The organism is Falsiroseomonas sp. HC035, from assembly GCF_050563525.1.
Lineage (GTDB): Bacteria > Pseudomonadota > Alphaproteobacteria > Acetobacterales > Acetobacteraceae > Falsiroseomonas.
Genome location: NZ_JBNXUN010000025.1, coordinates 14901 through 41052, shown reverse-complemented (window position 1 = coordinate 41052; position 26152 = coordinate 14901). Strand labels below are relative to the sequence as shown.

Sequence of the window (26152 nt, the reverse complement as noted above, 5' to 3'; positions counted from 1 at the left end):
GCGGTGGGACCAATCGGCCGGCGCCTCGTCAGAAGCGACAGCCTCAGGAACCCGTTACCTCCGCCTTGGCGGGCCGTAGAAGCTAGCGGGAAACCCGTTCGCTTTCAAGTGGCTGCCTCGTCGTCGGTGGGCGCTTTCTAGTGGCGGGGCCGGCTCCTGTCAAATGGACCCCGGTGCCCTGCCCCATGCCCGGGAAACCCAGGCAAACCCTCGCCTAAAGACGAAAAAGGGGCGGCCCCTGGAGGCCGCCCCCTGTCATCGATCTGCATTTTTCCTGGGAAAAAGCGTCAGCTGTCCATCTGGATGTTGTTGTCCCGGATGACCGCGGCCCAGCGCTCGATCTCGGAGCCGACGAAGCGACGTGCCTCGGCCGGATCGGAGGCGACGATGTCACAGCCCTGTTCCTCGATCCGCGCCTTTACGTTCGGGTCGGCCAGCGCCTCCTTCAACGCGGCATGCATCCGGTCGACGATCGGCTGTGGCGTGCCGGCGCGGCCGAAGAACGCCCACCAGGTCGGCGCCTCGAAGTCCCCGAAGCCCTGCTGCGCGAAGGAACGGGTGCCCGGCACATGCCGCGTCTCGCCCCGCGTCGTCACGCCGAGCGGCCGCAGCGTCCCGGCCCGGATGTGCTGGGAGACGATGACCACGTTGGTCATGAACAGCGGGATTTCGTTCGCCACCGCCGCCGTCACGGCCGGCCCGCCGCCGCGATAGGGCACATGCGTCAGCTTGAAGCCGCTGCGCTGCTGCAGCAGCGTGGTCGAGATATGCGCCAAGCCGCCGACGCCGGAGGTCGCGTAGTTCAGCGCATCCGGGTTCCGCTTCGCCGCGGCCACCACCTCCTCGAAGTTCTGGAAGGGGGTGGAGCTGTGCGCCGTCATCACCAGTGGCCCGGTCGCCACAAGGCTGACCGCCACCAGGTCCTCCAGGGTCTTGTAGTTCAGGCGAAGCAGGGTCTGGTTCGGTGCCTCATTGTCATAAGCCAGCATCCAGGCGCTGCCATCCGCCGGCGCGCGGGCCATTTCAGACGCGCCGATGGAGCCCGAGGCACCGCCGCGGTTCTCGATCACCACCGGCTGGCCGAGGATTGCCGCCAGCCGCGGCTGAAACAGCCGCGCCACCGTATCGGTGGACCCGCCCGGAGCCCATGGCACGATCAGGCGGATCGGCCTGCTCGGCCAGGCGCCCTGCGCCGACACGATCGAAGGTGCCGCAAGGCCGGCTGCCACCGCGCCCATCAATGTCCGACGCTGCATCATCTGCAGATTTCCTCCCAGAATTCGACGCGCGACCCTAGGGGCGCGGCACTCCACTCGCCAAGCCCTGAAAAGGCGTCAGCTATCGGCGCGGATGTTGTTGTCGCGGATCACGGCGCCCCACTTCTCGATCTCGGCGCGCACGAAGGCCTCGGTCTCGGCCGGGGTGGAACCGACGATCTCGGCGCCCTGCTCGGCCATACGGGCCTGGACGTTGGCCTCGCCCAGCACCTGCTTCACCGCCTGCTGCATGCGCTCCAGGATCGGCATCGGGATGCCCGCGGGGCCGACAAGCTGCCAGTAGGTCAATGCCTCAAAATCCGGGAAGCCCAGGCGGGCGAAGGGCACCACGCCGGGCAGGAAGCGGCTGTCGGTCTTCTGGGTAAGGCCCAGCGGGCGCAGCGCGCCGGACCGGATGTGCTGCAGGATGATCACGATATTGGACATGAACAGCGGCACATGGCCCGCCAGGCTGTCCTGCAGCGCCGGGCCGCCGCCGCGATAAGGCACGTGTTCCAGCTTGAAGCTGCCACGCTGCTGCAGCAGCACGGTTGCGATATGCGCGCCGCTGCCAACGCCTGTTGTCGCGTAATTCAGGGTCTGGGGCCGTGCCTTCGCCGCCTCCGCCATCTGGGCGAAGGTCTGGAACGGCGTGCTCGGGTGCGCCACCAGCGCATAGGGGCAGGTGCCGACCAGGGTGCAGAAGGAAAACGCCTGCATGACCCGATAGGGCAGTTGCATCAGCGTCTCGTTCGTCGCCAGCGTGTCGTTCGCCAGCAGCCACGTGTAGCCATCTGGCGCCGCGCGCGCCGTCTCACCCGATCCGACCGAGCCGGAGGCTCCGGCCCGATTCTCCACCACCACCGGCCGCCCGAGCAGTTCGGTCAGCTTCGGCTGCAGGATCCGCGCCACCGTGTCGTTCGACCCGCCGGGCGGGAACGGCACGATGATCCGGACCGGCCGATTCGGCCAGGCTTCCTGCGCCCGGCCGATTCCGGGCAGGATCAGTGGCGTGGCCAAGGGCGCGATCAGCAGCGTGCGGCGCTTCATGGAGTCACGTCTCCCGTGATTTTTTCCATTGCCGCATGATGCGTCGCGCCGATCAAGCACCGAAACGTCAGGCGATGGCTTTGGCGGGGGGCCTGGCAAAGGCGCGCACCGCCAGCACCGCCCCTGCCAGCGCCAGCATGGACCCGGCCAGCCCGGTCCAGACCAAGCCCCAGCCGGCGATGATCGCCCCGCCATAGGCGGCCCCCGTCCCCTGCCCCGCGAAGATCACCGCGCCGTTCAGCGCCAGCGCCACGGCGCGGTCCTGCGGTGCCAGGCCCATCAGTCGGGCCTGCACCAGCGGCGCCAGCGCGAAGAGGGAGGCGGAGCCGGCGAAGACCAGCAGGCTCAGCGGCACCGCGTGCCAGAGGGCCGGCGGCAGCCCGAGCAGCAGGGAATAACCCACCAGCGCCGCCGCCAGCACCAGGAACAGCCGCACCGGCACCCGCGCCCCGCTTGATTCCGCCAGCCGGCCGCCGAACCAGATGCCAAGGATGCTGCCGAGCCCAACGAAGACCTGGATGGCGCCGATACCCGAGCCCTCGATTTCCGTCGTCGCCGTGACGATCGGCCCGAGATAGGCGGCGATGCAGAACAGCCCGGCGAAGGCCAGCCAGCTGGTCCCCAGCACCCGCAGGATCGCGGGCTTGAACGCGATGCCAAGCGACCCGGCGCCACCACGATCCGTGCTCGGCAAGGCCGGCAGCCCAACGCGCACCGCCAGCGCCGCACTCAGCGCCAGCAGCCCTGAGAAGATAAAGGTGCCGCGCCAGCCGACTGCGCCGCCGATCGCGGTGCCCAATGGAATGCCCAGGGAAAAGGCCAGGGTCAGCCCCGCCATCACGGTGGCAATGGCACGCCCGCGCTGTTCGACCGGCACCAGCATGGAAGCCGCGACCGCCGGCAGCACCAGACTTGCGGCCAGCGCCGTGGCGACGCGCAGCACCAGTGCCGTGCCGAAATCCGGCACCAGCGCCGTGGCCAGGTTCAGCGCGCCGATCAGGCCGAGCCCCAGGGTCAGCAGCAGGCGCCGGTCCGCCCGCGCGGTCAGGGCCGCGATCGGCGGGCCGGCAATGGCGAAGGTCAGGGCATAGACGGCAGCAAGCTGCCCGGCGGTGGCCAGGCTGACGCCCAGATCGGCGCCCAGCCGCGCGATCAATCCGGTGAAGGCGTAGGCGCCGGTGGCCGAGGCGAATTGGGCCCAGGCCAGCAGCCAGATACGGCGGTCCATGTCCTCTCCCGGGCGCAGGACCGCATCCTATCCGGGTAGCGCCGCGGCACCATCTGGGCGCGCGCGGTCAGTTCGACCAGGGGTCGCGCAGGCGCAGGCCCGCGCGGCGGAAGGCGCAGCCGAAGGCGATGGCGGCGGCCGTGGCGGCATAGGCCTGCGCCGGCGGCAATCGGCGCAGCAGGAAGGCCAGCGCCTCCCGCCGCGGGCCGCGCTGGGCGCAGGCGATGGCCAGCAATAGCGCCGGCTCCTCCCCCACCAGGCGCGGGCAGAGCGGACAGCCGACGGTCAGCGGGTGCTGCGCCAGGGTGCGGAGCAGCGCATCGAGTGGCTCGGCCGCGGCGACGGCATCCTCGGTCGAGAGCAAGCGCCGCAGTGCCAGCAAGGTCGACTCGCCGCGGCGCTCGGCGGCGGCCCAGGCTCGGGTGGCATCGATGGCCAGCCGCTCGGCCGGTGGCAGGGCATCCGCCTCCGCGTTGCTCCAGGGCCAGTTGGGGAGGCCGGTTGTCGCCATGGAATCGCTCCTGCCTGTCGGGATCCCCGATACCGCAGTTGCGAGTCATTCGCAAATAATCAATGGCGCGATCTTCAGGCGTCCTTCACCTGCGCAATGCCAGAACGACCCGGCGCTTCGATGGAAGATCCGGCATGCGATCCCGCCCGTGGCTGCTCCTGCTGGTGCTCGCCATCGGCTTTGGCGGGTGCGCGCGGCTTCCGGGGGAGGAAGCCCGCCTCACCTCCGCCGCCGGCGCTGTGCAGGGCTTCGCAGCCATCTCGGCGCACGGCCTTCCGCTTGGCTCCGCGGTAGCCGTCACGCCCGGCCGGCTGCTGACCAACGCACATATCCTGCCCGAAGGCCTGCTCCAGGTGCAGGCGCAGCGGGGCGATGGCGGACCTGTCGTCCCGGCGGTCGTGCTGGCGCGCAGCCAGGCCATGGACCTGGCGGTACTTGGCGTCGCTCCCGGGCATTTCCGGCCGGTGCCCATCGAGGTCGGCCCCGTCGCCGTAGGCGCTGCGCTGGTCGCCCTCGGCGCGCCGAATGCCGGGCCGGCGCTGGCGCACGGCGTGGTCCGCCTGCCGGATGCGCTGCTGCCGGGGACCGGACGCGGCATGGCGGCGCGGCTGGGGGCGCTGATGGGCTTTTCGGGTGGCCCCGCCTTGGATGACCAGGGCCGCCTGCGGGGTCTGGTAACGGCCCTGCTCCGGCCCGGCATGGCGCCGCTCCTCGCCGCCCTCACCGGCATAGACCTCAGCGGAATGACACGAAATCGCGAGGAACGTGAGGTTTTTGTCCTATCCATTGCCGAGGCGCTGGCCGAATCCGAGCGGATCGCACCGACTGCCGGAGCTGAGCCAAGGTAGAACTTGACCAGTCGGCGGTCGCTGCGGCTCATGAGCCGTCCGCCCAGGCATGGCGGGCGACCCCCACAGCGTCACACCCCCCGGTGCGCCGCTCCGACAATCACCGGCACCACGGACCCTTGGCACCGCCCTCGGGGATCGTGAGCCTGTCACACGCGATAGGTGAAGATGCCGCCCAGGCCGCCCCGCAAGGGACGGCGTGAAGGAGGACTGAACTTGCCGAAGAGCTGGATGCGGCTGCTGCCGCTGCCTCTCCCCATGGCCCTTGCTCTGCTTCTGAGCGGGCTTTCCGTGCCGACCGCAACCACCGCAGAGGCGCATGACTTCGCACCGCAGCGCGGACTCGCTTCCTATTACCACCCGCATCGTTTCACAGGCCGCACCATGGCCAACGGCGAGCGTTTCAACCCTCGCTCCAACTCCGCAGCCCACCGCACCCTGCCGCTGGGCACAGAAGCGGTTGTCACCAACCTGAATACCGGCGAGAGCCGGCGCGTCGTCATCGAGGATCGTGGCCCGCATATCCGTGGCCGCATCATCGACGTCTCGCCGCGCATCGCTGAGGAACTCGGCATGCGCGGCGCGGGGCTGGCGCGGGTCGAGATCCGGCCGCTCGGCGAGGACGACTGAAGCGCCCTGGCCTACCTCGTGCCGGGCGGCAGGCCGATGTCCCAGGGCGCGCGCTCGGATTCGAGCAGCGCCTCGGACCGGGTGATGCCGATATCCTTCAGCATCCGGTCATCCATCTGGGCCAGTTGCCGGCGCGTGGTGACGACCCGCAGCGTCACCGCCAGCCATTCGAGCCATGTGCCGCCGCGCTGCTGCGGAACGTCGCGGCGGAGCCTCGCCTGGCCGGCCTGACGCATGCCGCCGGGGGAAAGCAGGAAGCCGGACATCGCTGAGGTTCCTTCTGTTGGACCATCCGCAGCGAACATCGGTCCGGAACCCGCATCAGTAAAACGAGTAATCTTGACGAGGCGCATCATCATCCTTGATGCTCCACTTATGCCTTCCCTTCCCCCCGGCCTGGATCCCGACCTGCTGCGCGCCTTCGTCCTGATTGCGGAGGGGCGGTCCTTCACCCGAGCCGCGGACCGGGTTGGGCGTACGCAATCCGCGGTGTCCATGCAGATCCGCCGGCTGGAACAGGTGCTGGGCCAGCCACTGCTGGTGCGCACCTCGAAGGGCGTACAGCCGACACCGCAGGGCGCCTGGCTGCTGGACCGCGCCCGCGCCCTGCTGGCGCTGAACGACGAGATCGTCGGCAATTTCCGCGCGCCGCCGATGGTCGGCTCGGTGCGGCTCGGCACGCCGGACGACTACGCGCTGAACTGGCTGCCGGGCATCCTGGCGCGCTTCGCCGAGGCGCATCCGGCCGTCGAACTCGACGTCACCTGCCTGAATTCGGATGTGCTGGTGGAGCAGTTCCGGCAGGGGCATCTCGACCTGACGCTGGTCAGCGAGGGGCAGGAACCGCCAGGCGTCACGGCGCAGCGGGTCTGGCGCGGACCGCTGCGCTGGGTCGGCAGCCCGACCCATGGGCTGCACCGGCGGGACCCGCTGCCGCTGGCACTGTCCCGCCCCAACATGCATCCCTCACGGCCGGAATTCGCCTGCGCCTGGCGCGAAGCGGCGCTCGAAGCTCTGCGCAGCGCGGGGCGGAGCAGCCGGGTGACCTACAATTCGGCCACCCAGACCGGCTGCTTCACCGTCGCCCTGGCCGGGCTCGCCCTTACCGTCAGCACGCCCACGACCCTGCCGGAGGGGCTTGCCTGGCTTGGCGAGCTGGAGGGCCTTCCGCCGCTGCCGGACATGGGCATCCTGCTGCTGCGCCACCATTCCGGCCTTGGCGTGCCGGCGGTGGATGCCCTGGCGCAGTCGATCGAGGAAGGGTTTCGGCGCGCGGCCGAGACCACAGGGGTCGTGCTGGCCGCCTGATTACCAGCGACGAACCGGCCCGCAATCCAGGTGGACGAAGCCGTTGCTGGTGTACAGCCCGACGCCTCCAAGCCGCAGTTCCGCCGCCAGTCGCGCCATTTCCCGGCTGTTTCGGTCGGGCAGCCGGCAATCCGCGGCCATGCCCGACATGTGCAGCGACACCTGAGAGACGCGTCGGCTGCGGCTGGCGTTCTGCGCGTTGGTTTCCGGCGTGCGGTAGCCGCTGATGACCTCGTAATGCTCGTCGCTGTCCATCCGGTTGGCCACGGTGGACATCACGTCGAAAAGGCGCGGGTCCATCGGCGTGGTCTCGGCCTTGGACAGGTCGCGGAACACGTAGTCCAGTTGGCGCAGCGCGGGGCGGTCGTAGCGGCCGTTGCGGAAATAGACGCCGCTGAAGCTGTCGCCGGTCACCTGCCGCCGCACCCGCAGGCTGCGCGTCGCGCCCTGCGCCAGCACCGGGCCGGCGACGCTGGCGCCCAGTCCTGCCAGGGCCGCGATCATCACGCCGCGCCGCGCCACCGGATGATCCGGCACGAAGCCTTCCGGCAGGTCCGCGCCGGGCTGGCAGCAGGGGCAGCCGAACATTCGGGCCATCAGCGCGCCGTAACCTGCTGCATCCGCGCAACGCTGGCCATGGCGGCGCGGTTGGGCAGCGCCATGGCACGGGCATAGGCGGCATCCAGGCGATAGATGTCGGGGCGGATGCGGACCCGGCCATCGGCCTCGATCACCGTCGTGGTGTAGTGCAGCCGCAGCGGCAGGCTGCGGCCGAGCGTGACCACGCTGGTGCCGCGGCTGGCCAGCGCCCGGTTCGCCCGCGCCACGTCCCAGCCCGCGGTGCCCTGCAGCACCGTCGCCATCAGCGCGTCCGGATCCGCCAGGCGGATGCAGCCGGAGGAGAAGGCGCGGTCCGGGCGACGGAACAGGTGCCGGTCGGGCGTGTCGTGCAGGAAGATGTCGTCGTTGTTCGGCATGATGAACTTGAGCCGGCCGAGGGCGCTCGAATCGCCGGCGTCCTGGCGCACGAAGTACGGGAAGCGCTGGCCGTTGATGCTGGACCAGTCGATGGTCCGCGGGTCGATCTCCACGCGTTCCCCGCCGATGACGGAGAACACCCGGAAGCCGCGCTCCATCATCGCCTGCGGGTCGCGGCGGAAGCGCGGCAGCAGATCCTCCCGCGCATTGCGCTCCGGCACGCCCCAGGGCGGGTTGAACTGCAAGGCGGTCAGGCGGACGTTCAGCATCGGCGTGGCGCGATCCGGCCGGCCGACGATGACGGCCATGGCCAGGATCTCCCGGTCCCCCTCCATCACCTGGAGCCTGAAATCCGGCACGTTGACCTCGACACGGCGCTCGGCCGGCGGCGTCGGCGCACCGCGGCGCATATCGAGCGCGACGCGAAGCTGGTCGATGCGCGCGCCGATCGGGCGGTTCAGCAGGCCGATGCTGATCGGGCCGACGCGGCCATCGACCTCGAGCCCATTCGCCGCCTGCCAGCGCCGCACCGCGGCTTCCAGCACCGGGTCGTACAGCGCGCCGGCATCGGGCGCGGCGGCAAGCACCGGATCCTCCGCCGCCAGCCGGGCGCGCAGCAGCGGCACCCGGTCCGGGTCCACCATGCCGGGGTCGAGCGTGGCGGTACCGGGCACCTGCGCCCATTCGCCATTCGCGGCCAAGCGGCGCTGCCGGGCGAGTTCCGCCTTCAGCGCCGCGGCGCCGCGCGGCAGCATCGCGGCGCGGTCCAGCAGGCCGGCCGGGTCGGGCGTCGTCGCCAGTTCCGCCATCCAGGCATTGAGGTTGAGCGCCGCGGCGTTGCGGCGCAGGTCGGCGCGCCCCGGCATCTCCCGCACCCGGCCCGCGACCAGGTCCTGCAACGCAAGCGCCGCCGAGACATGCAGGGCGGCACGCCAAGCGGCGGGATCGCTCGCGGCGAGGGTGCTGTCCGGGATGTTGTAGTGGCGCGGGTCGAGCCCGTCCTCCTCCAGCCGCAGCAGGCGGTCGACAAGGCGCAGCAGCGCCTCCCCGGCCGTCAGGCCGTTCCCCTGAGGGACAGACGCGGCGACAGGCTGGATGGCGGGGCGCAGGACCTGGGCCGCGGCGGGCGCCGCGGCGAAGGCGAAGGCTGCGGCGAGGAGCGGCCGGCGGGCGATGTCCATGTGCATGAAATACCGAAGCGAGGTCAGGGTTGCAAACGCGACAGGCGAAGTTCGGACCCGTTCCGGTTTGGTCTCGCTCCGATGTGTTCCGCCTCAGCGCCCGCCGCCGACCGGCAGGATCGCGCCGGTGACATAGGCGCTGGCGGGCGAGAGCAGGAACAGCACGACCTCCGCCACCTCCTCCGGCGTGCCCATGCGGCGCAGCGGGATGTTGGGGACAATGCGGCCGATACGCTCCGGGATGCCGGCGCTGGCGTGAATGTCGGTGTCGATCATGCCGGGCGCCACGGCATTCACCCGGATGCCCTGCCCCGCCAGTTCCTTGGACAGGCCAGCCACCATGGAATCGACCGCGCCCTTGGTCGCGGCGTAGTGGATGAATTCGAAGGCAGAGCCGATCTCGGCGGCGCGGGAGGACAGCGCGACGATGCCGCCGCCGCGCCCGCCATGGCCCGTCGCCATGCGCCGCGACGCTTCCCGGCAGGTGGCGGCCAAGCCCAGCACGTTGACGCGGAACACCTCCGCCCAGGTGGCATCGGTGGAATCGAGGAAATCGGAGGCCGGGCCGGTGATGCCGGCATTGGCCACCAGCGCGTCCAGCCGGCCGAAGCGGGAATCCAGCGCGGCGAAGCAGCGGGCGTTGGCGGCCGGGTCGCCGGCATCGGCCTGGATGAGCTCGACGGTGGCGCCGGCCTCGCGGCAAGCGGCCGCCGTCGCCTCCGCGGCCGCCTGCCCGTGGCGCCAGGTCAGCACGAGGTCGTATCCGCGGGCGGCCGCGAGCTTCGCCACCGCCGCCCCGATGCCGCGCCCGGCGCCGGTCACCAGCATCACCGGCTTTGCTCCCATCACATCCTCCGATCCTGGACTTACCCCAGCCTGGCAGGATGCGCGCGAGGATCACCCGAAGGCCAGATACAGCAGCCAGGCGACCAGCGCGGCGGCGCCGATGATCACCAGGAAGGACCCGATCGCGGTCAGCCCCTCGCCCCTGCGTTCGCCTTCCTCCGGCTTGGCAATGGGGCGGGACTGCGGCACGCCGGCCGGCGGGCTGAACGGGTCGCGCCGGTGCTGCGGCGCTGGCGATGGGTCGACGGCACGCAGGCGAGCCGGTTCGGCGGGCATGGCGGGCTTCCTTGGCGACAGGCGTTCTGAAGCCTGCAACGCGCCCGCCAGCCCGCGGACGCAACCGTTACGGATCACATTCCAATGAGTGGCCGCGCCGGTTCATGCCGCGGCCGCTTCCGCCCCGGTGAGCTGCGTCCGCACCAGCTCCGCGAAGCGTCCCTCCAGCGCGACGAGTTCTGCGAAGCTTCCGCGTTCGACCACGCGCCCCTGCTCGAACACCAGGATCTCCTCGGCATCACGCACCGTGGACAGGCGGTGGGCGATGACGAAGGTGGTGCGGCCGGACATCAGGGCGCGTAGCGCGCGCTGGACCCGGGCTTCGGTCGCCGCATCCAGCGCGCTGGTCGCCTCATCCAGAATGAGCACAGGCGGGTCCTTCAGAAGCGCCCGCGCGATGGCCAGGCGTTGGCGCTGGCCGCCGGAAAGCTGCGTGCCACGCTCGCCCACCAGCGTGTCGTAGCCCTGCGGCTTGGCGGTGATGAAGTCATGCGCTTCCGCCATCCGGCAGCAGCGTTCCAGATCCTCCTGCGTCGCGTCTGGCCGGCCGATCAGCAGGTTGGCGCGGATGGTGCGGTTGAACAGCAGGCTTTCCTGGAAAACCACGCCGACGTTGCGGCGCAGGCTGTCCAGCGTCAGGTCGCGCAGATCATGCCCATCCAAGGTGATGCGCCCCTCGGACGGGTCCCACAGCCGTTGCAGCAGGGCCATGGCGGTGGATTTGCCGGCGCCGGTCTGGCCGACCAGGGCGATGGTGCGGCCCGGCGGCGCGTCGAGGTCGACATCCTTCAGGATGGCCGGCCCGCCCGGATAGGCGAAGCCGACCTTCTCGAACCGCACCGCGCCCTCCGCCCGCGCCAGCGTCAGCGCCGTGGGCTTCTCCGGCACCGAGGAGCGCGCATCGAGCACGGCGAAGAACTCCTCCAGCGACGGCATCTGGAACACGAGGCGGGAGACGAATCCAACGGCCCCCTCCAGCCGGCTGATCAGCAGCGTGGCGAAGCCCATGAAGGACACGATCTCGCCGACCGTCGCCTCGCCCCGCACATGCAGCACGGTGCCGAGCACGAAGATGGCGATGACGGTGATGGTGGAGGCCGCCCGCGTCAGCACGGCGACCACGGCCCACCAGTTCAACACCGGGAACTGATGGTCCAGCACCTGGCGCACGATGTCGCCGAAGAGCCGCGTCTCGGACGCCAGCCGGGAGAAGGACTGCACCACCACGACGTTGGACAGCGCATCCTGCGCATTGCCGGCGAGGCGCGATTGCAGGGACTCCACCTCGCCCTGCGCCACCTCGGTCTTCTGGATCACCCAGGCCGAGACGATGGCGAACAGCACCACCAGCACGATCAGCAGCAGGCCGAGCCGCCAGTTCATCACCAGCGTCAGCGGCAGCAGCACGAGGGCCGCGATGAAGGTGGTCAGGTGCTCGCGGAAGAAGGACAGCCACAGGCCGAACAGATTGTCCGATCCCACCAGCATCACCTTCATCAGCCGGCCGGATTGCGTATCGCCGTGGAAGGACAGCGGCAGGGACATGACGTGTTCGAAGTAGCGCGCCATGACAGTCAGGCGGTTGCGGTGCGCCATCCGGTCCGACAGCAGCGATGTCGCGACATTGGCGCCGATGGCCGAAAGCCCGACCGCCGCCCACAGCACCAGCAGCGCCAGGGCCTCCGCCCACAGGGAGGCGGCGGACATGCGTTCGGACCTCGCCAGCAGGTCGATCACCCGGCCGAACAGCACCGGCTCCAGGAAGGACAGGCCGGCCAGGGCCAGGGAGGCGAAAGCCAGCCCATAGGCGATCCATCGATCCGGACCCAGCAGCCGGAGCACCCGCATGTAGAGCCGCAAGAACCGCATCGACAGACCTTTCCCTCCCCCGCATCCCGAGTCGACGACGTTCGGGGGAATCATCCCAACGTCAGCGATTTACCGGCCAGCTTGCAAGCTGCGCCTCGAATGCGGCAGGAACACGCTGCAAGCGGCAGAGCGGAGCAGAAGTTTCCGCGCCGTGCATCGGAGGATCTTCGGACCATGTCACCCAGCCGCCGCGCCATCCTGGGCGCCAGCCTCGCCGCCCCCGTCTTCCTGCCGGGCCTCGCCCGCGCCCAGGCCTGGGCGCCGGGGCGCCCCATCCGCCTCATCGTCGGCTTCCCGCCGGCCGGCACCACCGACATCGCGGCCCGCCTGCTGGCGGAGCCGCTGGGCCGGCGGCTGGGCACGCAGGTGGTGGTGGAAAACCGCCCTGGCGCCGGCGGCAACATCGGCAACGACGTGGTCGCCAAGGCCGAGCCGGATGGCCTGACCCTGCTGATGCAGACGATCAGCGGCGGCGCCATCAACTACGCCCTGTACGGCGCGCGGATGCCGGTGAAGCCGGAGGATCTGGCCGCGGTCGCCCTCATGCTGCGGGTGCCGAACGCCATCTTCGTCACCCCGCAGCTTCCGGTGACCACGCTGGCGGAGCTGGTGGCCTATGCCAAGGCGCGGCCCGGCGTGCTGAACCACGGCTCCTCCGGCGCCGGCACATCCCTGCACATGACCGGGGAGCTGCTGAAGCTGGAGGCCGGAATCGACATGACCCATGTGCCGTTCCGCGGCGCCGGGCCGATGCTCCAGGAAATCATCGCCGGGCGCGTCGAGGTCGGCGTGGACAACCTGCCCTCCGTCATCGGCCACCTGCGCGACGGCCGGCTGCGGCCCCTGGCGGTGACGACGAAGGAACGCAGCCCGGCGATGCCGGAGGTGCCAACCACGGCGGAGGCCGGCCTGCCCGGCGTCGAGGCGACCGCCTGGTTCGGCGTGCAGGCGCCCGCGCGCACGCCGGCGCATATCGTGAAGCGCATTTCGGACGAGATGAACGTCATCATCCGCGAGCCCGACATGCAGCGCCGCCTGGCCGACCTTGGCGGCATGGCGCCGAACCTGACGCCGGATGGCGGCACCAGCCCGGAAACTTTTGACGCCTTCGTCAAGGCGGAAATCACGAAGTGGGGGGAGGTCGTGCGCCGGTCAGGCGCGCGCGTGGAATAGCCGCCCGGAAGGGTTGTCTGCCCCTGGCGCGGCGCCATAAAGGGCGGTCATGACAGCGAAAAAAAGCAACATGACCCTGACCCGCCGCGCCATGCTCGGAACCACCCTGGCACTGCCCGCCCTCGCAGCCGGTGCCCAGACGCCGTGGCGGCCGACGCGGCCCGTGCGACTGGTGGTGCCGTTCCAGGCCGGCGGCGCGACGGATCTGACGGCGCGGCTGCTGGCGGAACGGCTAACCACGATGCTCGGCCAGCCGGTGGTGGTGGACAACCGCGCCGGCGCCGGCGGCAACCTCGGCGCCGACATCGTGGCGAAGGCCGACCCGGACGGGCACACGCTGCTGCTGTGCACGATCGGCACCGCCAGCATCAACCAGTTCCTGTACAGCCGGATGCCGTTCAAGCCGGAGGATCTGTCGGCGGTCGCGCTGGTCAACCTCGTCGCCAATGGCGTCATGGTGCATGAGTCGGTTCCGGCGCGGACACTGGCCGAATTGATCGCCTATGCGAAGGCGAACCCGGGCCGGCTGAACTTCGGCACGCCGGGCAACGGCACCTCCGGCCACCTGACGGGTGAATACCTGAAGGTGCGCGGCGGTTTCGAGATGACGCACGTGCCCTATCGCGGCAGCGGCGGCGTGGTGCCGGACCTGCTGTCCGGCACGATCCAGGTCGCCGTGGACAACCTGCCGGCCTACCTCGAACACGCCCGGGACGGTCGCATCCGCATCCTGGCGGTGACCAGCCGCAACCGCTGGTTCGCGGTGCCGGAGGTGCCGACGGTGCAGCAGGCCGGCATCCCGGATTTTGAGGCGGTGGCCTGGTTCGGCGTGCAGGCGCCGGCGCGGGTGCCGGCACCGATCCTGGCCCGCTACGCCAGTGCCATCGCCGAGATCTCCCGCAATCCGGAGATCGTGGAACGCCAGCGCGGCTTCGGCGCCGAGCCCAACCCGCTCGGCCCTCAGGAATTCGCCGCGTTCATCGCCGCCGAGAACGACAAGTGGCGCGAGGTGGTGCGCCTGTCCGGCGCGCGGCTTGACTGACGACCTTCCGCCGGCGTTTGCGCTGCCGCACAAGCCGGCCGCGCTCGTCTTCGACATGGACGGCCTGATCTTCGACACGGAGACGCTGTACCGGGAGGCGATCTTCGCGGCGGCGGCGGAGGCCGGGCAGGCCATGACGCCAGCGCTGTTCCTCTCGCTGGTCGGCAATCCCTGGCCGCGCAACCGCGCCCTGCTGCTGGCGGCCTTCGGCAACGCCTTCGCCGTGGAGGCGTTCCGCGACGACTGGGTAAGGCATTTCGAGGCGCTGGTCCTGCACCGGGAATTCCTGAAGCCGGGCGTGGTCGCGCTGCTGGACCGGCTGGATGCGCTCGGCCTGCCGCGCGCCATCGCCACCTCCTCCTCCCATGCGACCGCCGAGCATCACCTGGCGGCGCATGGGCTGGCGGGACGCTTCCACCACATCATCGCGTACGGCGACTATGCCCGCGGCAAGCCGGCACCAGACCCCTACCTGCTGGCGGCGGAGCGGCTCGGCGTGGCGCCGGCGAGGTGCCTGGCGCTGGAGGATTCGCACAACGGCGTGCGGTCCGCCGCCGCGGCCGGAATGATGACGGTGATGGTGCCGGACCTGCTGGAGGCGACAGACGAGGTCGCCACGCTCTGCATCGGCGTTGCGCCCGATCTGCACGCGGTGGCGCGGCTGATCTAGCGGGCTGCGGAATACGCCCTCTCAACCCGCAGGGGGAGAGGGCTTTCGGCGAATGTCCGCAGCCTGTCAGCTCCGCCACGCCGCCGGCACATGCCGGAACGGCAATGCGGCGAGATCCAGCGCGGCCGGGCCGGGGCAGTCGCATTCGACGATGGCGACGCAGCGCTCCGCGAAGGCGGCCCGGAAATGGTTTTTTGCCTTGTTCGCCAGAAGCCGCGTTGCGCCGAGGTCGATGCCGTGCAGCGCGAAGAAGGCAGGGTCCACCGCCGCCTCCTTGCGGCTGGTGACGATGATGCGGAGGGTTTCGCCCAAGCGCAGCACGGCGGTGGCGCCGAGATCAACAGGGGCGCCACGCTCCATCGGGCCCTCGTTGACGAAGCGGCCCTCCGTCAGGCGCTCCACCACCACGGTGGCGGCTACGGGCGGACCGAATTTCGTGGTGGTCTGCCCACCCAGCGCCACATCGATCCGCGTGCCCTGCCCTGCCGCGCGCGCCGCGTCCACAACTGCCGCGTCGTGCAGGAAGGCGAAGACGGTCGGCACCGGCGGGCCGGCCTGCATCAGCACGCGCAGCATGTCCGGCGTGTCGGCGACGCCGCCCGACAGCGGGTTGTCCGCGGGGTCGAGCAGCGCCACCAGGCCAGGCGGCGCGGCGAGCGCGGTGGCCAGGGCCGCCCCCGGCCCTGGCAGCGTCACCGCGAAGCTCGGCAGCCGCGCCGAGATGGCATCCGCGACGGCCCGCGCCGCGCGCGACGCAGCCTCCGCTGTCGTCGCCCAGGCCATGCCGCAGGGTCCGGCATGCGGCGTATCTCCCCAGGAGAAGCCGCCGAAGGGCGCCGCCTCCAAAACCGTCGCATCCTCCAGCGCCGCGGCCTCGGCCCAGACCTCCGCCATCGGCCCGGCGGCGCTGCGCATGTGGAAGGAATGCAGCACCACAGGCAGCTTGGCGATGGCGCCATGCAGGCGCGGCCCGGCCATGCGGCGTTCCAGCAGCGCCAGCGTGCGCAGCGCCGTCGCGTCCATGTCGATATGGGGGTAGCTGCGATAAACGCTGGCGCCGTCCAGCAGCGTCGCGATCTCGGGCGCCATGTTGCCGTGGAAGTCGAAGCTGGCGGCCAGCGGCGTATCGCCGATCGCGGCGCGGACACGGCGAATGATGGCGAGGTCGGCGGCCGGCTCGTGCTCCGCCACGCAGGCGCCGTGCAGCGACAGGTACACGCCATCCCATGGCGCACCGGCCGCCAGCCCTGACAGCACCTCCGACAGCCAGCCCTCGAAGGCCTCGGTCGTCAGCGGCCCGCCGGGTTGGGCGGAGGTGCAGCGCAGGATGGTGGCCTGCCAATCCGGCCGTGCGGCCAGGAACGCCGCCAGCCCACCCAGCTCCGTGCCGGTTCCGGCATAGCGCGCCAGGGCCGCATCGCCCGCGACCCACTCACGGGACCGCAGAGCCTCCGGCCCCGTGGGCACCGGCGTGAAGGAGTTGCCCTCGAACCAGAGGCGGGCGGCGGCGATCTTCGGCATGTGCGGAGCCTAGGCAGGTTGCGCGGCTTCGGGAAGGCCGCGCCCAGGCCCCTTACGCAACACCTTGCCCCTGTAGAGAGGGCAGGGAATGTCAGATGCGCTCCGCCGCGAAGGTGTCGCAGGCTTCCAGCGTGCCCTGCTGTAGGCCGGCGCGGAACCAGCGGACGCGCTGGGCGGAGCTGCCATGGGTGAAGCTGTCCGGCTGCACCTGGCCGCCGGCGCGGCGCTGCATGCGGTCGTCGCCCACCGCGGCGGCGGCGCCCAGGCCTTCCTCGATGTCGCCTTCCTCCAGGATCTGCCGCGCATCCTGCGCGCGGCGCGCCCAGAGCCCCGCCAGGCAATCCGCCTGCAACTCGACGCGCACCTGCAGCGCGTTGCCATCGGCTTCCCCGGCGCGCTGGCGCAATTGCTGCACGCGCGGCAGCACGCCAAGCAGGTTCTGCACGTGGTGGCCGACCTCATGCGCGATCACGTAGGCGGCGGCGAAGTCACCGGGCGCATTCAGGCGGCGCTGCATCTCGGCCAGGAAGTCGAGGTCGATGTAGACCTGCCGGTCCGCCGGGCAATAGAACGGCCCGACGGCGGACTGAGCGGTGCCGCAGGCGCTCTGCACTGCGCCGGTGAACAGCACCAGGGTCGGTGCCTCGTAGCTGCGGCCGACTTCGCGGAACAACGGGGTCCAGACATCCTCGGTCTCGGCGAGGACGCGGCGGACGAAGCGCGCACCGTCATCCTGCGCCGGCGCGCCGGGCGCGCCCTGGCGCTGCTGGACCTGCGCTTGCTGGAGCCCCGGATCGCCCTGGAGGATGACGGAGGGGTCGATCCCGAACAGCAGCGCCAGCACCACCAGCACCACGCCACCAAGCCCGCCGCCTACGGCGAGACCGCCGCGTCCGACACCACGGCCGCGCCGATCCTCGACATTGCCGCTTTCGCGCCCACCACCCAGCCGCATGCCGAACCCTCCGTGACGGCGTGGCAACGTCCGGTGGAGGAAGAAGTTTCAGCCGCCGTGCAGAAGCCGCGTCAACGCGGGCGACAGGCCCAGCGCCTCACGCCCCCGCGGCGCCGCGTAGCTGCCGGCGCGCGGCTTGGGCAGGCCGAGCGGCACGAGCGCTTCGGCCAGCTTCACGGCGCAGACGATGCCGTCCAGCAGCGGCACCATCGCGCGGTCCTGCAACTCCGCCGCCATGCCGGCCAGCGCCGCGCCGGCCAGCACCACTGAATCGCAGCGCGCCGCCATCTCGGCCGCGGCTTCCAGCACCAGGGCGCGCGCCGCCGCCGGGTCGCGCAAGGATTCCTGTGGCGTCAGCGGAAGGCCGCGCACCTCGCCGCAGCGGCTGGCCAGGCCATGCCGCGCGACCAGTTCCTCATAGGGTCGCGCCTGCCCCAGCGTCAGCACGCCGAAATGGCCGCCGAGCAGGCAGGCGGTGAGGCAGGCCGCTTCCGTCATGCCGATCACCGGGCAGGGCATCATCTGCCGCGCCGCCTCCAGCGCCGTGTCGTGGCTGACGGCGAGGATCGCGGCCTCCACCTGCCCGGCATGGTCCGCCAGCGTCGCCAGCAGCGCATGCCCGGCGATGGCGTTCTCCACCCGCGTCGAAATCACCGCCGGGCCGAAGCCGGGCGTTGCGCCGATGATTTCGGTGCCGGGCGCCGCGGTGGCACGGGCGGCGGCGACGCAGGCCTCGGTGATCGCCTCCGTCGTGTTGGCGTTCACCACCAGGATGCGCATCGGCTCAGCCACCCACCATCGTGGCGCCGGCGGCGGGCGGGGTTACGCCGGCATCGGGCGCCGCATCCTCCGGCCGGCCGGTGCTCAGCGCCAGCAGGCCCTGCGGCAGGGCGCGGGAGGTTTCGGTCAGCAGCAGCAGGCGCAGCGCCTCCCGCGTCGCCGCCGCCTCGCCGGCCGCGGGTTCTTCCAAAGCCTCCGGTCGGCGCTTCCAGACCTGCAACGGGTTGAACAGCAGCACGTCGCCCGGCCGCACATCGAGCCGCAGTGCCAGGCCGGGCTCGGCGCAGATCGCGTCCAGCAATTCCAGCGCCTGCATCTGCGCGCCGGTCAGGCGGGGCGTTTCCGGCAGGCGCTGCGCCGCATCGATCGCGTCGCGGGAGTAGCGGCCGACGAAGGCGCCGGAGGCGGTGCTGAACACCGGCAGGTCCAGCACCGCGCCGCCCGGTGCGGCATGCGGCAACGGCCGGTGCAGGATCTCGAGCGCCCCGCGGTCACGCTTCATCATCTCGTTGTGCACGGTGGCGGCGGCGACCAGCATGGCCGGGTCGCCATCCGGCGGCTGGCGCAGCACCAGCAGCGCTACGACATCCGCCGCATCGGCGTGGAAGCGCCAGCGCAGGGCGCTGCCGGCGGGGCTCGATTGCCGCTGCACCGCGCCACCCTCCCCCGGCAGCGGCCGGCCGAGATGGGTGCCGAGCGCCATCAGCAGCGGCTCGGCCAGCGCCTCGCCCAGGCGGTCGCCCGCCTTGTCCAGCGTCAGGCCGCGCAGCACGACGAAGCCGCGGCCGGTATCGAGGCGCGCGCCGGCGCCGCGCAGCACGGCGCCGAGCCGCGGCAGCGGCGCCTCCGCCGCCGTGGCCGGCGCGCGGCCGCCAAGCGCGGCCAAGGCCTGTTCCAGTTCGGCCACGTCCTCCGACCCCACCGGGATCATCCAGTCGGAAGGGCGGAGGTCGGCGGCACGCCAGGCGGCGGGGCCGGCCTGCGGCACCAGGCGGGATCGCGGGGTGCCGATCGTGGGGGTGTGGCTATCGCTCATGGCGGCGATACTAACAGCCTGCGGCGAAGCCGCCATCTTGCCTTCGGCGCCCGGCTTCCCGCAGGCTGCACCCCTTGCCGGAGACAGCATGCCAATGGACGCCCCGAGCCCGACCGCCGCCCCCATGGATTTGTCCTTCGACGCGGAGTCGATGCTGGAGGGCCTGCGCCGCTGGGTGGAATGCGAAAGCCCCACCTTCGACGCCGCCGCCGTAAACCGCATGATGGACCTGGCCGGCCGCGACCTGGCGCTGATGGGCGCGCGGGTGGAGCGAATTGCTGGCCGCATGGGCTTTGGCGACTGCGTCCGCGCCCGCTTCCCGCACCCGTCCGGCGACACCACGCCCGGCATCCTGGTGCTGGCCCACCTGGACACGGTACATCCCATCGGCACTCTGGCAAAGCTGCCCTGGCGGCGGGATGGCGGTACCTGCTGGGGCCCCGGCATCTTCGACATGAAGGGCGGCACCTACCTGGCGGTGGAGGCCCTGCGCCAGTTGCGCCGCGCCGGCCGCGCCACCCCTCTACCCGTCACCTTCCTGCTGACGCCGGACGAGGAAGTGGGCAGCCCCTCGACCCGCGACCTGATCGAGGCCGAGGCGTCGCGCGCCCGCTATGTGCTCGTGCCGGAACCGGCGCGGCCGGATGGCGGCGTGGTGACCGGCCGCTACGCCATCGCCCGCTTCAGCCTGCGCACCACCGGGCGGCCGAGCCATGCCGGCGCAACGCTGGGCGAGGGCCGCAGCGCGATCCGGGAGATGTGCCGTCAGGTGCTGGCGATCGAGGCGATGACGACGGAGGACTGCACCTTCTCCGCCGGCGTCATCCATGGCGGGCAATGGGTGAACTGCGTGGCCACCCATTGCGACGCGGAAGTGCTGAGCATGGCCAAGCGCCAGCCGGACCTCGATGCCGGAGTCACCCGCATGCTGGCGCTGAAGGCGGCGGCGCCGGATGTGGGGCTGGAGGTGAAGCGCGGCGTGACGCGGCCGGTGTGGGAGCCGGATGCCGGCACCATGGCGCTGTACGGCCTGGCGCGGGAGATCGCGCAGGGGCTGGGCTTCGACATCGCGCACCAATCCTCCGGCGGCGGGTCGGACGGCAACTTCACCGGCGCGATGGGCGTCCCGACGCTGGATGGACTGGGCGTGGCGGGGGCCGGGGCGCACACGCTGGACGAGCATATCGCGATCGGCAGCCTGGTGCCGCGGGCACGGCTGTTCGCGGGGCTGCTGGAGCGGCTTTCTTGAGATTGGCGAAACGTTCCTCAATCGTGATAGCCTACTCTTAATTGAGATGGGGCTGTCGGAATGCTGCGACTCGCGATGATCCTTTTCCTGTCTGCGCCGGGCCTGGCCGTGGCGCAGAGTTCGCCGATCAACGGCCCGACCGGCGGCGCGGTGCATGGCCAGACCTGGGACATGCGGCAGGACCTGTCCTCCCCCACCTCGACCGACGGCGTGCCGCTGACGCGGACCGAGCGCCTGCGCCGGCAGGCCGCGGAGGCCGCGGCGCGCGACCGGGCCCGCCAGCAGGGCCAGCGCCCGCCGCGCTGATCGCTAGGCGAACCAGAGCAATCCCTGCGATTCCTGCGCGACCGGCCGGTCTTCCCGCGTCACGCCGGCCCAGGTGACGGACACGTCGATGCGGCCATCGGCGTCCAGGTCGGCGTGCAGGGTGACCCCCTGGTATCCGACCACGCCATCGGCATCGCGCCAGACAATGCGGCTGGTCCCGGGCCGCCAGCCCCAGAGGCTGACCTGCTCTCCGGAGGTCCAGTCCGCGATCGTGCTCCAGGTCAGTTCGCCGCCGCGGCCGTCCAGGAAGAAAACGTCGTGCCCGGCGCCGCCGGACAGGAAATTCGAGCCGGCGCCGCCATCGAGGACGTCGTCGCCATCCAGGCCGTTGGCCGCATCATCCGCTCCGAGCAGGCTCATGAAGTCGTCCCGCAGCGTGCCGGCCACCACCTCGGGCAGATCGGTGCCGAGCCAGGCGTAATCCAGGTGTCCGACCGGGCCGGAATAGGTCTCGGCCGAGGGATAGCTCGGCATGCCGGCGCGCGTGACACTGAAATAATCACCCTCCGGCGGCTGCGGCGCCCGCGGCATCTCGAGGATGTGGCCAGTTGCCACGTCACGCCCAAGCAGGCCGTTAATGGGATCGTAAAGGGTCAGGGTGAAGCGCTCGACCTGCTCAGTGCGGGCATCGCCCAGCATGTCGACATCGATGCTGCGGATCGTCTGCCCGGGTGCGAAGGTCAGCATGCCGGTCGTGGCGACGAAGTCGTCGCCCGCGACCGCACTGCCGTCACTTGTTGCATAGGAAACGGTGACCGGATCCGCCGAGGCGTGGCTCAGCGAGATCAGGAAGCCCATGGCGAGAGGCGCGGATCCGACGGGCTCGAACCCTTCCGCATCGGTCAGGCTGATGGTGGGCAGACCATCCAGCGGCACGGTCGAGTCGATGATCGTACCGATCGCCTCGCCATCGAGGATGCTGCCGCCGATCGGCTGGTCGAGCACCACCAGGAATGTCTCGTAGGGATCATCCGGCAGGAAGGGGCCCGAGCGCACCATCACCTCGATGGTCTGGCTGGTCTCGCCAGGCGCGAAGGTCAGGGTGCCGCTGGCATGCACGAAATCAGCATAGAAGGCGTCGTACTGCCGCGCGCTGCCGCTGTCGTTCCGGATCCAGGTCCCGTCGATCAGGAGGACTTCCCGGAAGCCGAGGGCGGGGTGAGGACCACCGCCCTCCTCGGTGCGATAGGCGACGGTCAGGGGCTCCGTCGCGGCTGCATCCAGCGTCACCAGGAAGCTCATGGCGGTCAGCGAGGGCAGGACCGGCTCCCGCACCTCGGCATCGGCGATGGAAATCCGGGCCAAGCGCGCATCCTCCGCCCAAGGGCGGAACGATGCTACGCCGATCACGCGCCGCCGTCAGGTGCCGCCATCGACCGGCAGCACCTGCCCTGTGATCCAACCGGCCTGGGCGGAGGCGAGGAACATCACCGCATTCGCGATATCCTCCGGCTCGCCCAGCCGGCGCATGGCGATGCGCTCCAGCAGCGCCTTCTGGCCGGCCGCGCCGTAGCTTTCGTACTGGCGGATCGTCGCGGCGTTCGACAGCGCGAAGCCGGGGGCGACCGAGTTCACCGTGATGCCGTACGGGCCGAATTCGCGCGACAATTGCCGCGTCAGTCCCACCAGCGCGTGCTTGCTGGCGCAGTAGGCCTGGATGCCGGTGAGGCTCGCCTTCAGCCCAGCGCCACTGCTGATGGTGACGATGCGCCCGGCCTTCGCGCGCTTCATGCCCGGCGCCACCGCCTTCGCCAGGTTGAAGGCGCTGTGCGCGTTGATGTCGAAGATGGCGTGCCAGTCTTCCTCCGGCACCTCCTCAATCGGGCGGTTGGACTGGCCGCGCACGCCGCCGGCATTGCAGACCAGCACGCCGACCGGCACGCCGCCGGCGGTCTCGATGTCGCGGATCCAGCCGGCGGCGGCGCCCTTGGCGGTCAGGTCGAAGGCGGCGGTGGTGATGCTGCCTTCCGTTTCGGCCGTTTCCTTCAACTCCTCGGCCGAGAGGTCGCAGGCGAAAACCCGGGCGCCAAGCCGGGCAAATCCGCGCGCGATGGCGCGGCCATAGCCGTGCCCCGCGCCGGTCACGGCAACCACCACGCCCTCGAATTGGATGTTCACCGCATCAGCTCCGTCAGGTTGTCGTCGGACATCGGGCGCGTGCCGCGCTCGCATTCGTGGATCATGGCGATCAGGCGCTCCAGCGTCGGGCAGGCCAGGCCATGCGTGCGACCGATCGGCGGCACCGCGCCGATCTGCGCATCGGCCGGCGTGGCGCGGCGGCGGACCCACAAGTCGCGCCAGACGCCGGAATGCGTCTTGGCGTTGGGACGGTTGAAGGCCTCCATCGCCCGCATGGACCTGCGCGCCGCCTCCTCCGTCCCGCCGGGCCCGAAAGCGTCGGGCGCGAAGCCGTTGAAGCCAAGCGGCGTCACGCCTTCCGCCCGCGCCACCGCGATCACCTCGCCGCACAGGGCACGGACCAGCGGCAGCAACTCGGTGCGGGCCAGCGTATCGGCGATGCCCTTTTCCGCCAGGCCCTGGGCGTAGAGCAGGCTGGAATAGGCCAGCTTGCCCCAGAGATAGCCCCAGATGTTCGGCGTCAGCACGGCATCAGGCTCGAAGGTGTCGCGCAGCAGCGCGTGCAGCGCCTGAACGCGTGGCGTGGTCGTGCCATCGAGCTCGCCCACCACCACCGCGCCACGGTTGCCGTACAGGATGCGGCCCGGCTCCAGCCAGTCGGCGCCGAAATTGACGAAGGCGCCGAGGGTGCGTTGGGCGCCGCAGATCTGCGCGATGACGCGCTCGCACAGGCCATTCTGCAGCGACAGCACATAGCCGTCGGGTGCCAGATGCGGCAGCAGTTGCCGGCACGCGGCCTCGGTGTCGTGCGTCTTCACGCAGAGGAAGACGCGCCGGAACACGCCCTGCACCGCAGCTGGCGTGGCGGCCGGCGCGGTGGCGCGAAGCTGCGCGACGGGGCCCTCGATGACCAGGCCGCGCGCCGGATCGGCAATGGCGGCGACGTGGTCCGCCGCGACGTCGCAGAACACCACCGGATGCCCCGCCCGCATGAGATGCGCGCCTACCGCGCCGCCGATGGCACCGGCGCCCCAGATCAGGATCGGGTCCTGCACCATCGTCATCGCTCCCTGGCTTGCGCCCCTGGCATGCGCCCTGCGCCCTTGCGCCACGCGCCGAGGCCAGCCCACCCTGGGGTCCAGGCTAGACAGGACCAGCCCCGCGTCAATGCGCCCGGACCGAAGTGGCAACCTCAAGGGCGCGGCGCTGATGTCGGCCGCCGCCGTGCTGTTCGCGGCGGAGGTGCTGATGATCCGCTGGATGACCACGCGCGGCATCCCGGTGGAGCTGCAACTGGCCGCCCGCGCCTTCGGCCAGTTGCTGTGGGTCTCGCCGCGCATCGCCGGCAGCGGGCTTGCGGTGTTCCGCACGCGGCGGCTGCCGATGCACCTGCTGCGCGGCACCAGTTCGCTGGTCTGCTGGGGCCTGTACTACTACTCCTTCAGCCGGCTCGACATGGCGACGGGCACGGTACTGTCCTTCACCAACGTGATGTTCACCACGCTGCTGGCGGCGCCGATCCTGGGCGAGCGGGTCGATCGCTGGCGCTGGTTCGGCACCATCGCGGGGCTTCTGGGCGTCGCGGTGATGCTGCGGCCGGGCGCGCAGATCGATGCGCTGGGTGCGGCGGCCGCCATCGGCGCGGCCATCGCCTGGTGTGGCATCACCCTGACCAGCCGCGCGCTGACGCGCACCGACTCGACGATGACGGTTCTGGCCTGGGTCGGCGTGGTGACCTTCGGCGGCATGTTGCCGCTGGCGATCCGCGCCTGGGTACCGCTCGATGTCCTCGACATCGCGCTGATGCTGGTGATGGCCACGGTGATGCCCGGCATCATCGTACTGGTGACGGAGGCGCTGCGCCACGGCGAGGCCTCCGCCATCGCGCCCTTCCAGTACCTGCGTCTGGTCGTGGTGGCCGCGGCGGGCTGGATCCTGTTCGGGGAGGTGCCGGACCTGTTCGGCTGGATCGGCGCCGCCATCATCCTCGGCGGCGCCATGGTGGTGTCCATCGCCGAGGCGCGCCGGCGTTGAGCCGATTCACCCAGGCGGCGCTGCTCGCCATCGCGGCCGGCTTCGTCTTCAACCTGGAAACCACGCTGGTGAAGGCGATCGAGGGCGTGCCGCTGGCGACAATGGTGCTGGCGCGCTCGATCGGGCAACTCGCATGGACGCTGCCGGCCCTGGTCCGCGATCCGTCGCTGCCGCGTACCGGGGCGCTGCCGATGCAGTTGTTCCGCGGCCTGCTGTCCGTGGTGTCCTGGTACACCTACTACCTGGCCTTCGCCGGCCTGCCGCTGGCGACCGCGACGGTGCTGTCCTTCACCTCCGTGCTGTTCGTCACCGCGCTGGCCGGCCCGATGCTGGGGGAGAAGGTGGGCTGGCGGCGCTGGAGCGCGACGCTGGTGGGATTTGGCGGCGTCGTCGCCATCGTCCGGCCGGGCGATGCGGGCGCGGTGGAGATCGGGCTGCCGCTTGCGGCCTCCCTGTTCTCGGCGCTGATGGGCGCCGTCATCATGCTGACGACCAAGTCGCTGTCGCGCACGGAGCGCACCGGCACCATCATGTTCTGGATCGGCGTGGTCTCGGTTTCCGTGTCGCTGCCGGTGGCACTGCCGGGGCTGGCCTGGCCGGGCTGGGGGAACCTGGGCCTGTTGGTGCTGTGCGGCTTGTGCGGGCCGTTTGCGATGCAGTTGTGGATCACCGGGCTGCGCATGGTGGATGCGAGCGTGCTGGCGCCGATCTCCTATGTCCGGCTGGTCTTCGCCGCGGCGACCGGCGTGCTGCTGTTCGCCGAGGTTCCGGACCGGTGGCTCGCGGTCGGCACGGCGCTGATCGTGGGCTCCGCGCTGTACATCACCCGGCGGGAATCGATGCTGGCGCGGCGGGCTCAGCCGGGGAAGCCGGCGGCGCCGAGCGCGTCCTCCAGCGGTGCCGGCGAGAAGCCGAACTCCCGATAGCCGCGCCGCAGATGCTCCACATACCAGGCTTCCGGCGGGCCGGGCCGCAGGCGGCGCCCGGCATAGATCCAGGCCTCGCCACCCTCGGGCAACGGGACGCGAAGGCGCTCGTAAATGCCGAGCGCCGTGCCTTCGAACCGGTCCAGCCGCGGCAGGTGGCCGAGCCGGATGCGCCAGAGGCCGACCGGGACCGTGGCCTGCGGGTCCGGCTCGATATCCGCATAGCGCCGCAACACCAGCCGCCAGCCGGGCAGCAGGGCCGTGCCGGCGGGCTCCGCGCCACGGCAGCGGCCGCGCATCCGCGCGTGGTCGAGGTTGCTGCCGTAGGCAGCATAGATCAGGGGTGGCGACATGCCGCCGCAGGGTGGCGCGATGGGCC

28 protein-coding genes are annotated in these 26152 nt (G+C 71.1%); 10 read left to right on the top strand and 18 right to left on the bottom strand.

Annotated features, from left to right (window positions below; all coding sequences use genetic code 11):
• Positions 1-287: 287 nt before the first annotated feature.
• From ACLF3G_RS27080 to ACLF3G_RS27065, 4 genes are all read right to left on the bottom strand, one after another.
• Positions 288-1259: a Bug family tripartite tricarboxylate transporter substrate binding protein gene (locus ACLF3G_RS27080; protein WP_430672503.1), complete on the bottom strand. Its 972-nt coding sequence runs from the start codon at positions 1257-1259 to the stop codon at positions 288-290.
• 75 nt (positions 1260-1334) lie between these two features.
• Entirely contained in the window at positions 1335-2306 is a 972-nt protein-coding gene (locus tag ACLF3G_RS27075; protein ID WP_430672502.1) for a Bug family tripartite tricarboxylate transporter substrate binding protein, read from the bottom strand.
• A 67-nt stretch (positions 2307-2373) separates the two neighbouring features.
• Positions 2374-3534 (bottom strand): MFS transporter, encoded by a 1161-nt coding sequence (locus ACLF3G_RS27070; RefSeq protein ID WP_430672501.1) that lies wholly within the window; start codon positions 3532-3534, stop codon positions 2374-2376.
• Positions 3535-3601: 67 nt separating this feature from the next.
• Positions 3602-4045, bottom strand: a complete 444-nt coding sequence (locus ACLF3G_RS27065) for a hypothetical protein (RefSeq protein WP_430672500.1) — start codon at positions 4043-4045, stop codon at positions 3602-3604.
• A 134-nt stretch (positions 4046-4179) separates the two neighbouring features.
• On the opposite strand from ACLF3G_RS27065, the gene ACLF3G_RS27060 reads away from it, so the two are divergent.
• Positions 4180-4893 carry a S1 family peptidase gene (locus ACLF3G_RS27060; protein WP_430672499.1) on the top strand — a complete coding sequence of 238 codons (714 nt, stop codon included), beginning with the start codon at positions 4180-4182 and terminating at the stop codon, positions 4891-4893.
• Positions 4894-5124: 231 nt separating this feature from the next.
• A complete protein-coding gene (locus tag ACLF3G_RS27055) occupies positions 5125-5523 on the top strand; it encodes a septal ring lytic transglycosylase RlpA family protein (protein WP_430672498.1) in 399 nt (132 codons plus the stop codon).
• Positions 5524-5534: 11 nt separating this feature from the next.
• Here ACLF3G_RS27055 and ACLF3G_RS27050 read toward each other — a convergent pair whose 3' ends face one another.
• Positions 5535-5882 carry a DUF1127 domain-containing protein gene (locus tag ACLF3G_RS27050; protein WP_430672497.1) on the bottom strand — a complete coding sequence of 116 codons (348 nt, stop codon included), beginning with the start codon at positions 5880-5882 and terminating at the stop codon, positions 5535-5537.
• A gap of 16 nt (positions 5883-5898) precedes the next feature.
• Between ACLF3G_RS27050 and ACLF3G_RS27045 the strand changes: the two genes are divergently transcribed.
• A complete protein-coding gene (locus tag ACLF3G_RS27045; protein ID WP_430672496.1) occupies positions 5899-6831 on the top strand; it encodes a LysR family transcriptional regulator in 933 nt (310 codons plus the stop codon).
• Here the strand turns inward: ACLF3G_RS27045 and ACLF3G_RS27040 are convergent, their stop codons facing one another.
• From ACLF3G_RS27040 to ACLF3G_RS27020, 5 genes are all read right to left on the bottom strand, one after another.
• Entirely contained in the window at positions 6832-7428 is a 597-nt protein-coding gene (locus ACLF3G_RS27040) for a DUF882 domain-containing protein (protein ID WP_430672495.1), read from the bottom strand.
• Positions 7428-8990 carry a L,D-transpeptidase family protein gene (locus ACLF3G_RS27035; RefSeq protein WP_430672494.1) on the bottom strand — a complete coding sequence of 521 codons (1563 nt, stop codon included), beginning with the start codon at positions 8988-8990 and terminating at the stop codon, positions 7428-7430. The genes ACLF3G_RS27040 and ACLF3G_RS27035 overlap by 1 nt, the downstream gene beginning before the upstream one ends.
• A 93-nt stretch (positions 8991-9083) precedes the next feature.
• Positions 9084-9836 carry an SDR family oxidoreductase gene (locus tag ACLF3G_RS27030; RefSeq protein WP_430672493.1) on the bottom strand — a complete coding sequence of 251 codons (753 nt, stop codon included), beginning with the start codon at positions 9834-9836 and terminating at the stop codon, positions 9084-9086.
• Between the two features lie 51 nt (positions 9837-9887).
• The gene (locus ACLF3G_RS27025) at positions 9888-10112 is read right to left on the bottom strand and encodes a hypothetical protein (protein ID WP_430672492.1); all 225 of its coding nucleotides are present in this window, start codon (positions 10110-10112) and stop codon (positions 9888-9890) included.
• Positions 10113-10214: 102 nt separating this feature from the next.
• Positions 10215-11981, bottom strand: a complete 1767-nt coding sequence (locus ACLF3G_RS27020) for a glucan ABC transporter ATP-binding protein/ permease (protein WP_430672491.1) — start codon at positions 11979-11981, stop codon at positions 10215-10217.
• 174 nt (positions 11982-12155) lie between these two features.
• Between ACLF3G_RS27020 and ACLF3G_RS27015 the strand changes: the two genes are divergently transcribed.
• From ACLF3G_RS27015 to ACLF3G_RS27005, 3 genes are all read left to right on the top strand, one after another.
• On the top strand, positions 12156-13154 hold the full coding sequence (locus ACLF3G_RS27015) for a Bug family tripartite tricarboxylate transporter substrate binding protein (protein WP_430672490.1): 999 nt from the start codon (positions 12156-12158) through the stop codon (positions 13152-13154).
• Positions 13155-13224: 70 nt separating this feature from the next.
• Positions 13225-14196, top strand: a complete 972-nt coding sequence (locus ACLF3G_RS27010; RefSeq protein WP_430672489.1) for a Bug family tripartite tricarboxylate transporter substrate binding protein — start codon at positions 13225-13227, stop codon at positions 14194-14196.
• Complete coding sequence (locus ACLF3G_RS27005; protein WP_430672488.1) at positions 14189-14866, top strand: HAD family hydrolase; 678 nt, start codon at positions 14189-14191, stop codon at positions 14864-14866. The genes ACLF3G_RS27010 and ACLF3G_RS27005 overlap by 8 nt, the downstream gene beginning before the upstream one ends.
• A 66-nt stretch (positions 14867-14932) precedes the next feature.
• Here ACLF3G_RS27005 and ACLF3G_RS27000 read toward each other — a convergent pair whose 3' ends face one another.
• The 4 genes from ACLF3G_RS27000 to ACLF3G_RS26985 all read right to left on the bottom strand — a co-directional run bounded on the left by ACLF3G_RS27000 (position 14933) and on the right by ACLF3G_RS26985 (position 19158).
• Positions 14933-16387 (bottom strand): M81 family metallopeptidase, encoded by a 1455-nt coding sequence (locus tag ACLF3G_RS27000; RefSeq protein WP_430672487.1) that lies wholly within the window; start codon positions 16385-16387, stop codon positions 14933-14935.
• 91 nt (positions 16388-16478) lie between these two features.
• On the bottom strand, positions 16479-17342 hold the full coding sequence (gene ypfJ, locus ACLF3G_RS26995; RefSeq protein WP_430672486.1) for a KPN_02809 family neutral zinc metallopeptidase: 864 nt from the start codon (positions 17340-17342) through the stop codon (positions 16479-16481).
• A 48-nt stretch (positions 17343-17390) separates the two neighbouring features.
• The gene (locus tag ACLF3G_RS26990; protein ID WP_430672485.1) at positions 17391-18122 is read right to left on the bottom strand and encodes an aspartate/glutamate racemase family protein; all 732 of its coding nucleotides are present in this window, start codon (positions 18120-18122) and stop codon (positions 17391-17393) included.
• Positions 18123-18126: 4 nt separating this feature from the next.
• Positions 18127-19158 (bottom strand): TauD/TfdA family dioxygenase, encoded by a 1032-nt coding sequence (locus tag ACLF3G_RS26985; protein ID WP_430672484.1) that lies wholly within the window; start codon positions 19156-19158, stop codon positions 18127-18129.
• A gap of 88 nt (positions 19159-19246) precedes the next feature.
• On the opposite strand from ACLF3G_RS26985, the gene ACLF3G_RS26980 reads away from it, so the two are divergent.
• Positions 19247-20407 carry a M20/M25/M40 family metallo-hydrolase gene (locus tag ACLF3G_RS26980; RefSeq protein WP_430672483.1) on the top strand — a complete coding sequence of 387 codons (1161 nt, stop codon included), beginning with the start codon at positions 19247-19249 and terminating at the stop codon, positions 20405-20407.
• Between the two features lie 75 nt (positions 20408-20482).
• Positions 20483-20713, top strand: coding sequence for a hypothetical protein (locus ACLF3G_RS26975; RefSeq protein ID WP_430672482.1), 231 nt, complete (start codon positions 20483-20485; stop codon positions 20711-20713).
• A gap of 3 nt (positions 20714-20716) precedes the next feature.
• On the opposite strand, the gene ACLF3G_RS26970 is transcribed toward ACLF3G_RS26975, so the two are convergent.
• Genes ACLF3G_RS26970 through ACLF3G_RS26960 form a run of 3 tightly spaced genes read right to left on the bottom strand, consistent with a single transcriptional unit; the run spans position 20717 to position 23871 of the window.
• The gene (locus tag ACLF3G_RS26970) at positions 20717-22039 is read right to left on the bottom strand and encodes a Calx-beta domain-containing protein (protein ID WP_430672481.1); all 1323 of its coding nucleotides are present in this window, start codon (positions 22037-22039) and stop codon (positions 20717-20719) included.
• A gap of 54 nt (positions 22040-22093) precedes the next feature.
• Positions 22094-22852, bottom strand: a complete 759-nt coding sequence (locus tag ACLF3G_RS26965; RefSeq protein WP_430672480.1) for an SDR family NAD(P)-dependent oxidoreductase — start codon at positions 22850-22852, stop codon at positions 22094-22096.
• Entirely contained in the window at positions 22849-23871 is a 1023-nt protein-coding gene (locus ACLF3G_RS26960) for a ketopantoate reductase family protein (protein WP_430672479.1), read from the bottom strand. The genes ACLF3G_RS26965 and ACLF3G_RS26960 overlap by 4 nt, the downstream gene beginning before the upstream one ends.
• A 109-nt stretch (positions 23872-23980) precedes the next feature.
• Here ACLF3G_RS26960 and ACLF3G_RS26955 point away from each other — a divergent pair, with 109 nt between their 5' ends.
• Both ACLF3G_RS26955 and ACLF3G_RS26950 read left to right on the top strand, forming a co-directional pair.
• Positions 23981-24847, top strand: a complete 867-nt coding sequence (locus tag ACLF3G_RS26955; RefSeq protein WP_430672478.1) for a DMT family transporter — start codon at positions 23981-23983, stop codon at positions 24845-24847.
• Positions 24844-25773, top strand: a complete 930-nt coding sequence (locus ACLF3G_RS26950) for a DMT family transporter (RefSeq protein WP_430672477.1) — start codon at positions 24844-24846, stop codon at positions 25771-25773. The genes ACLF3G_RS26955 and ACLF3G_RS26950 overlap by 4 nt, the downstream gene beginning before the upstream one ends.
• Here ACLF3G_RS26950 and ACLF3G_RS26945 read toward each other — a convergent pair.
• Entirely contained in the window at positions 25704-26126 is a 423-nt protein-coding gene (locus ACLF3G_RS26945) for a gamma-glutamylcyclotransferase family protein (RefSeq protein WP_430672476.1), read from the bottom strand. The genes ACLF3G_RS26950 and ACLF3G_RS26945 overlap by 70 nt on opposite strands.
• Positions 26127-26152 lie beyond the last annotated feature (26 nt).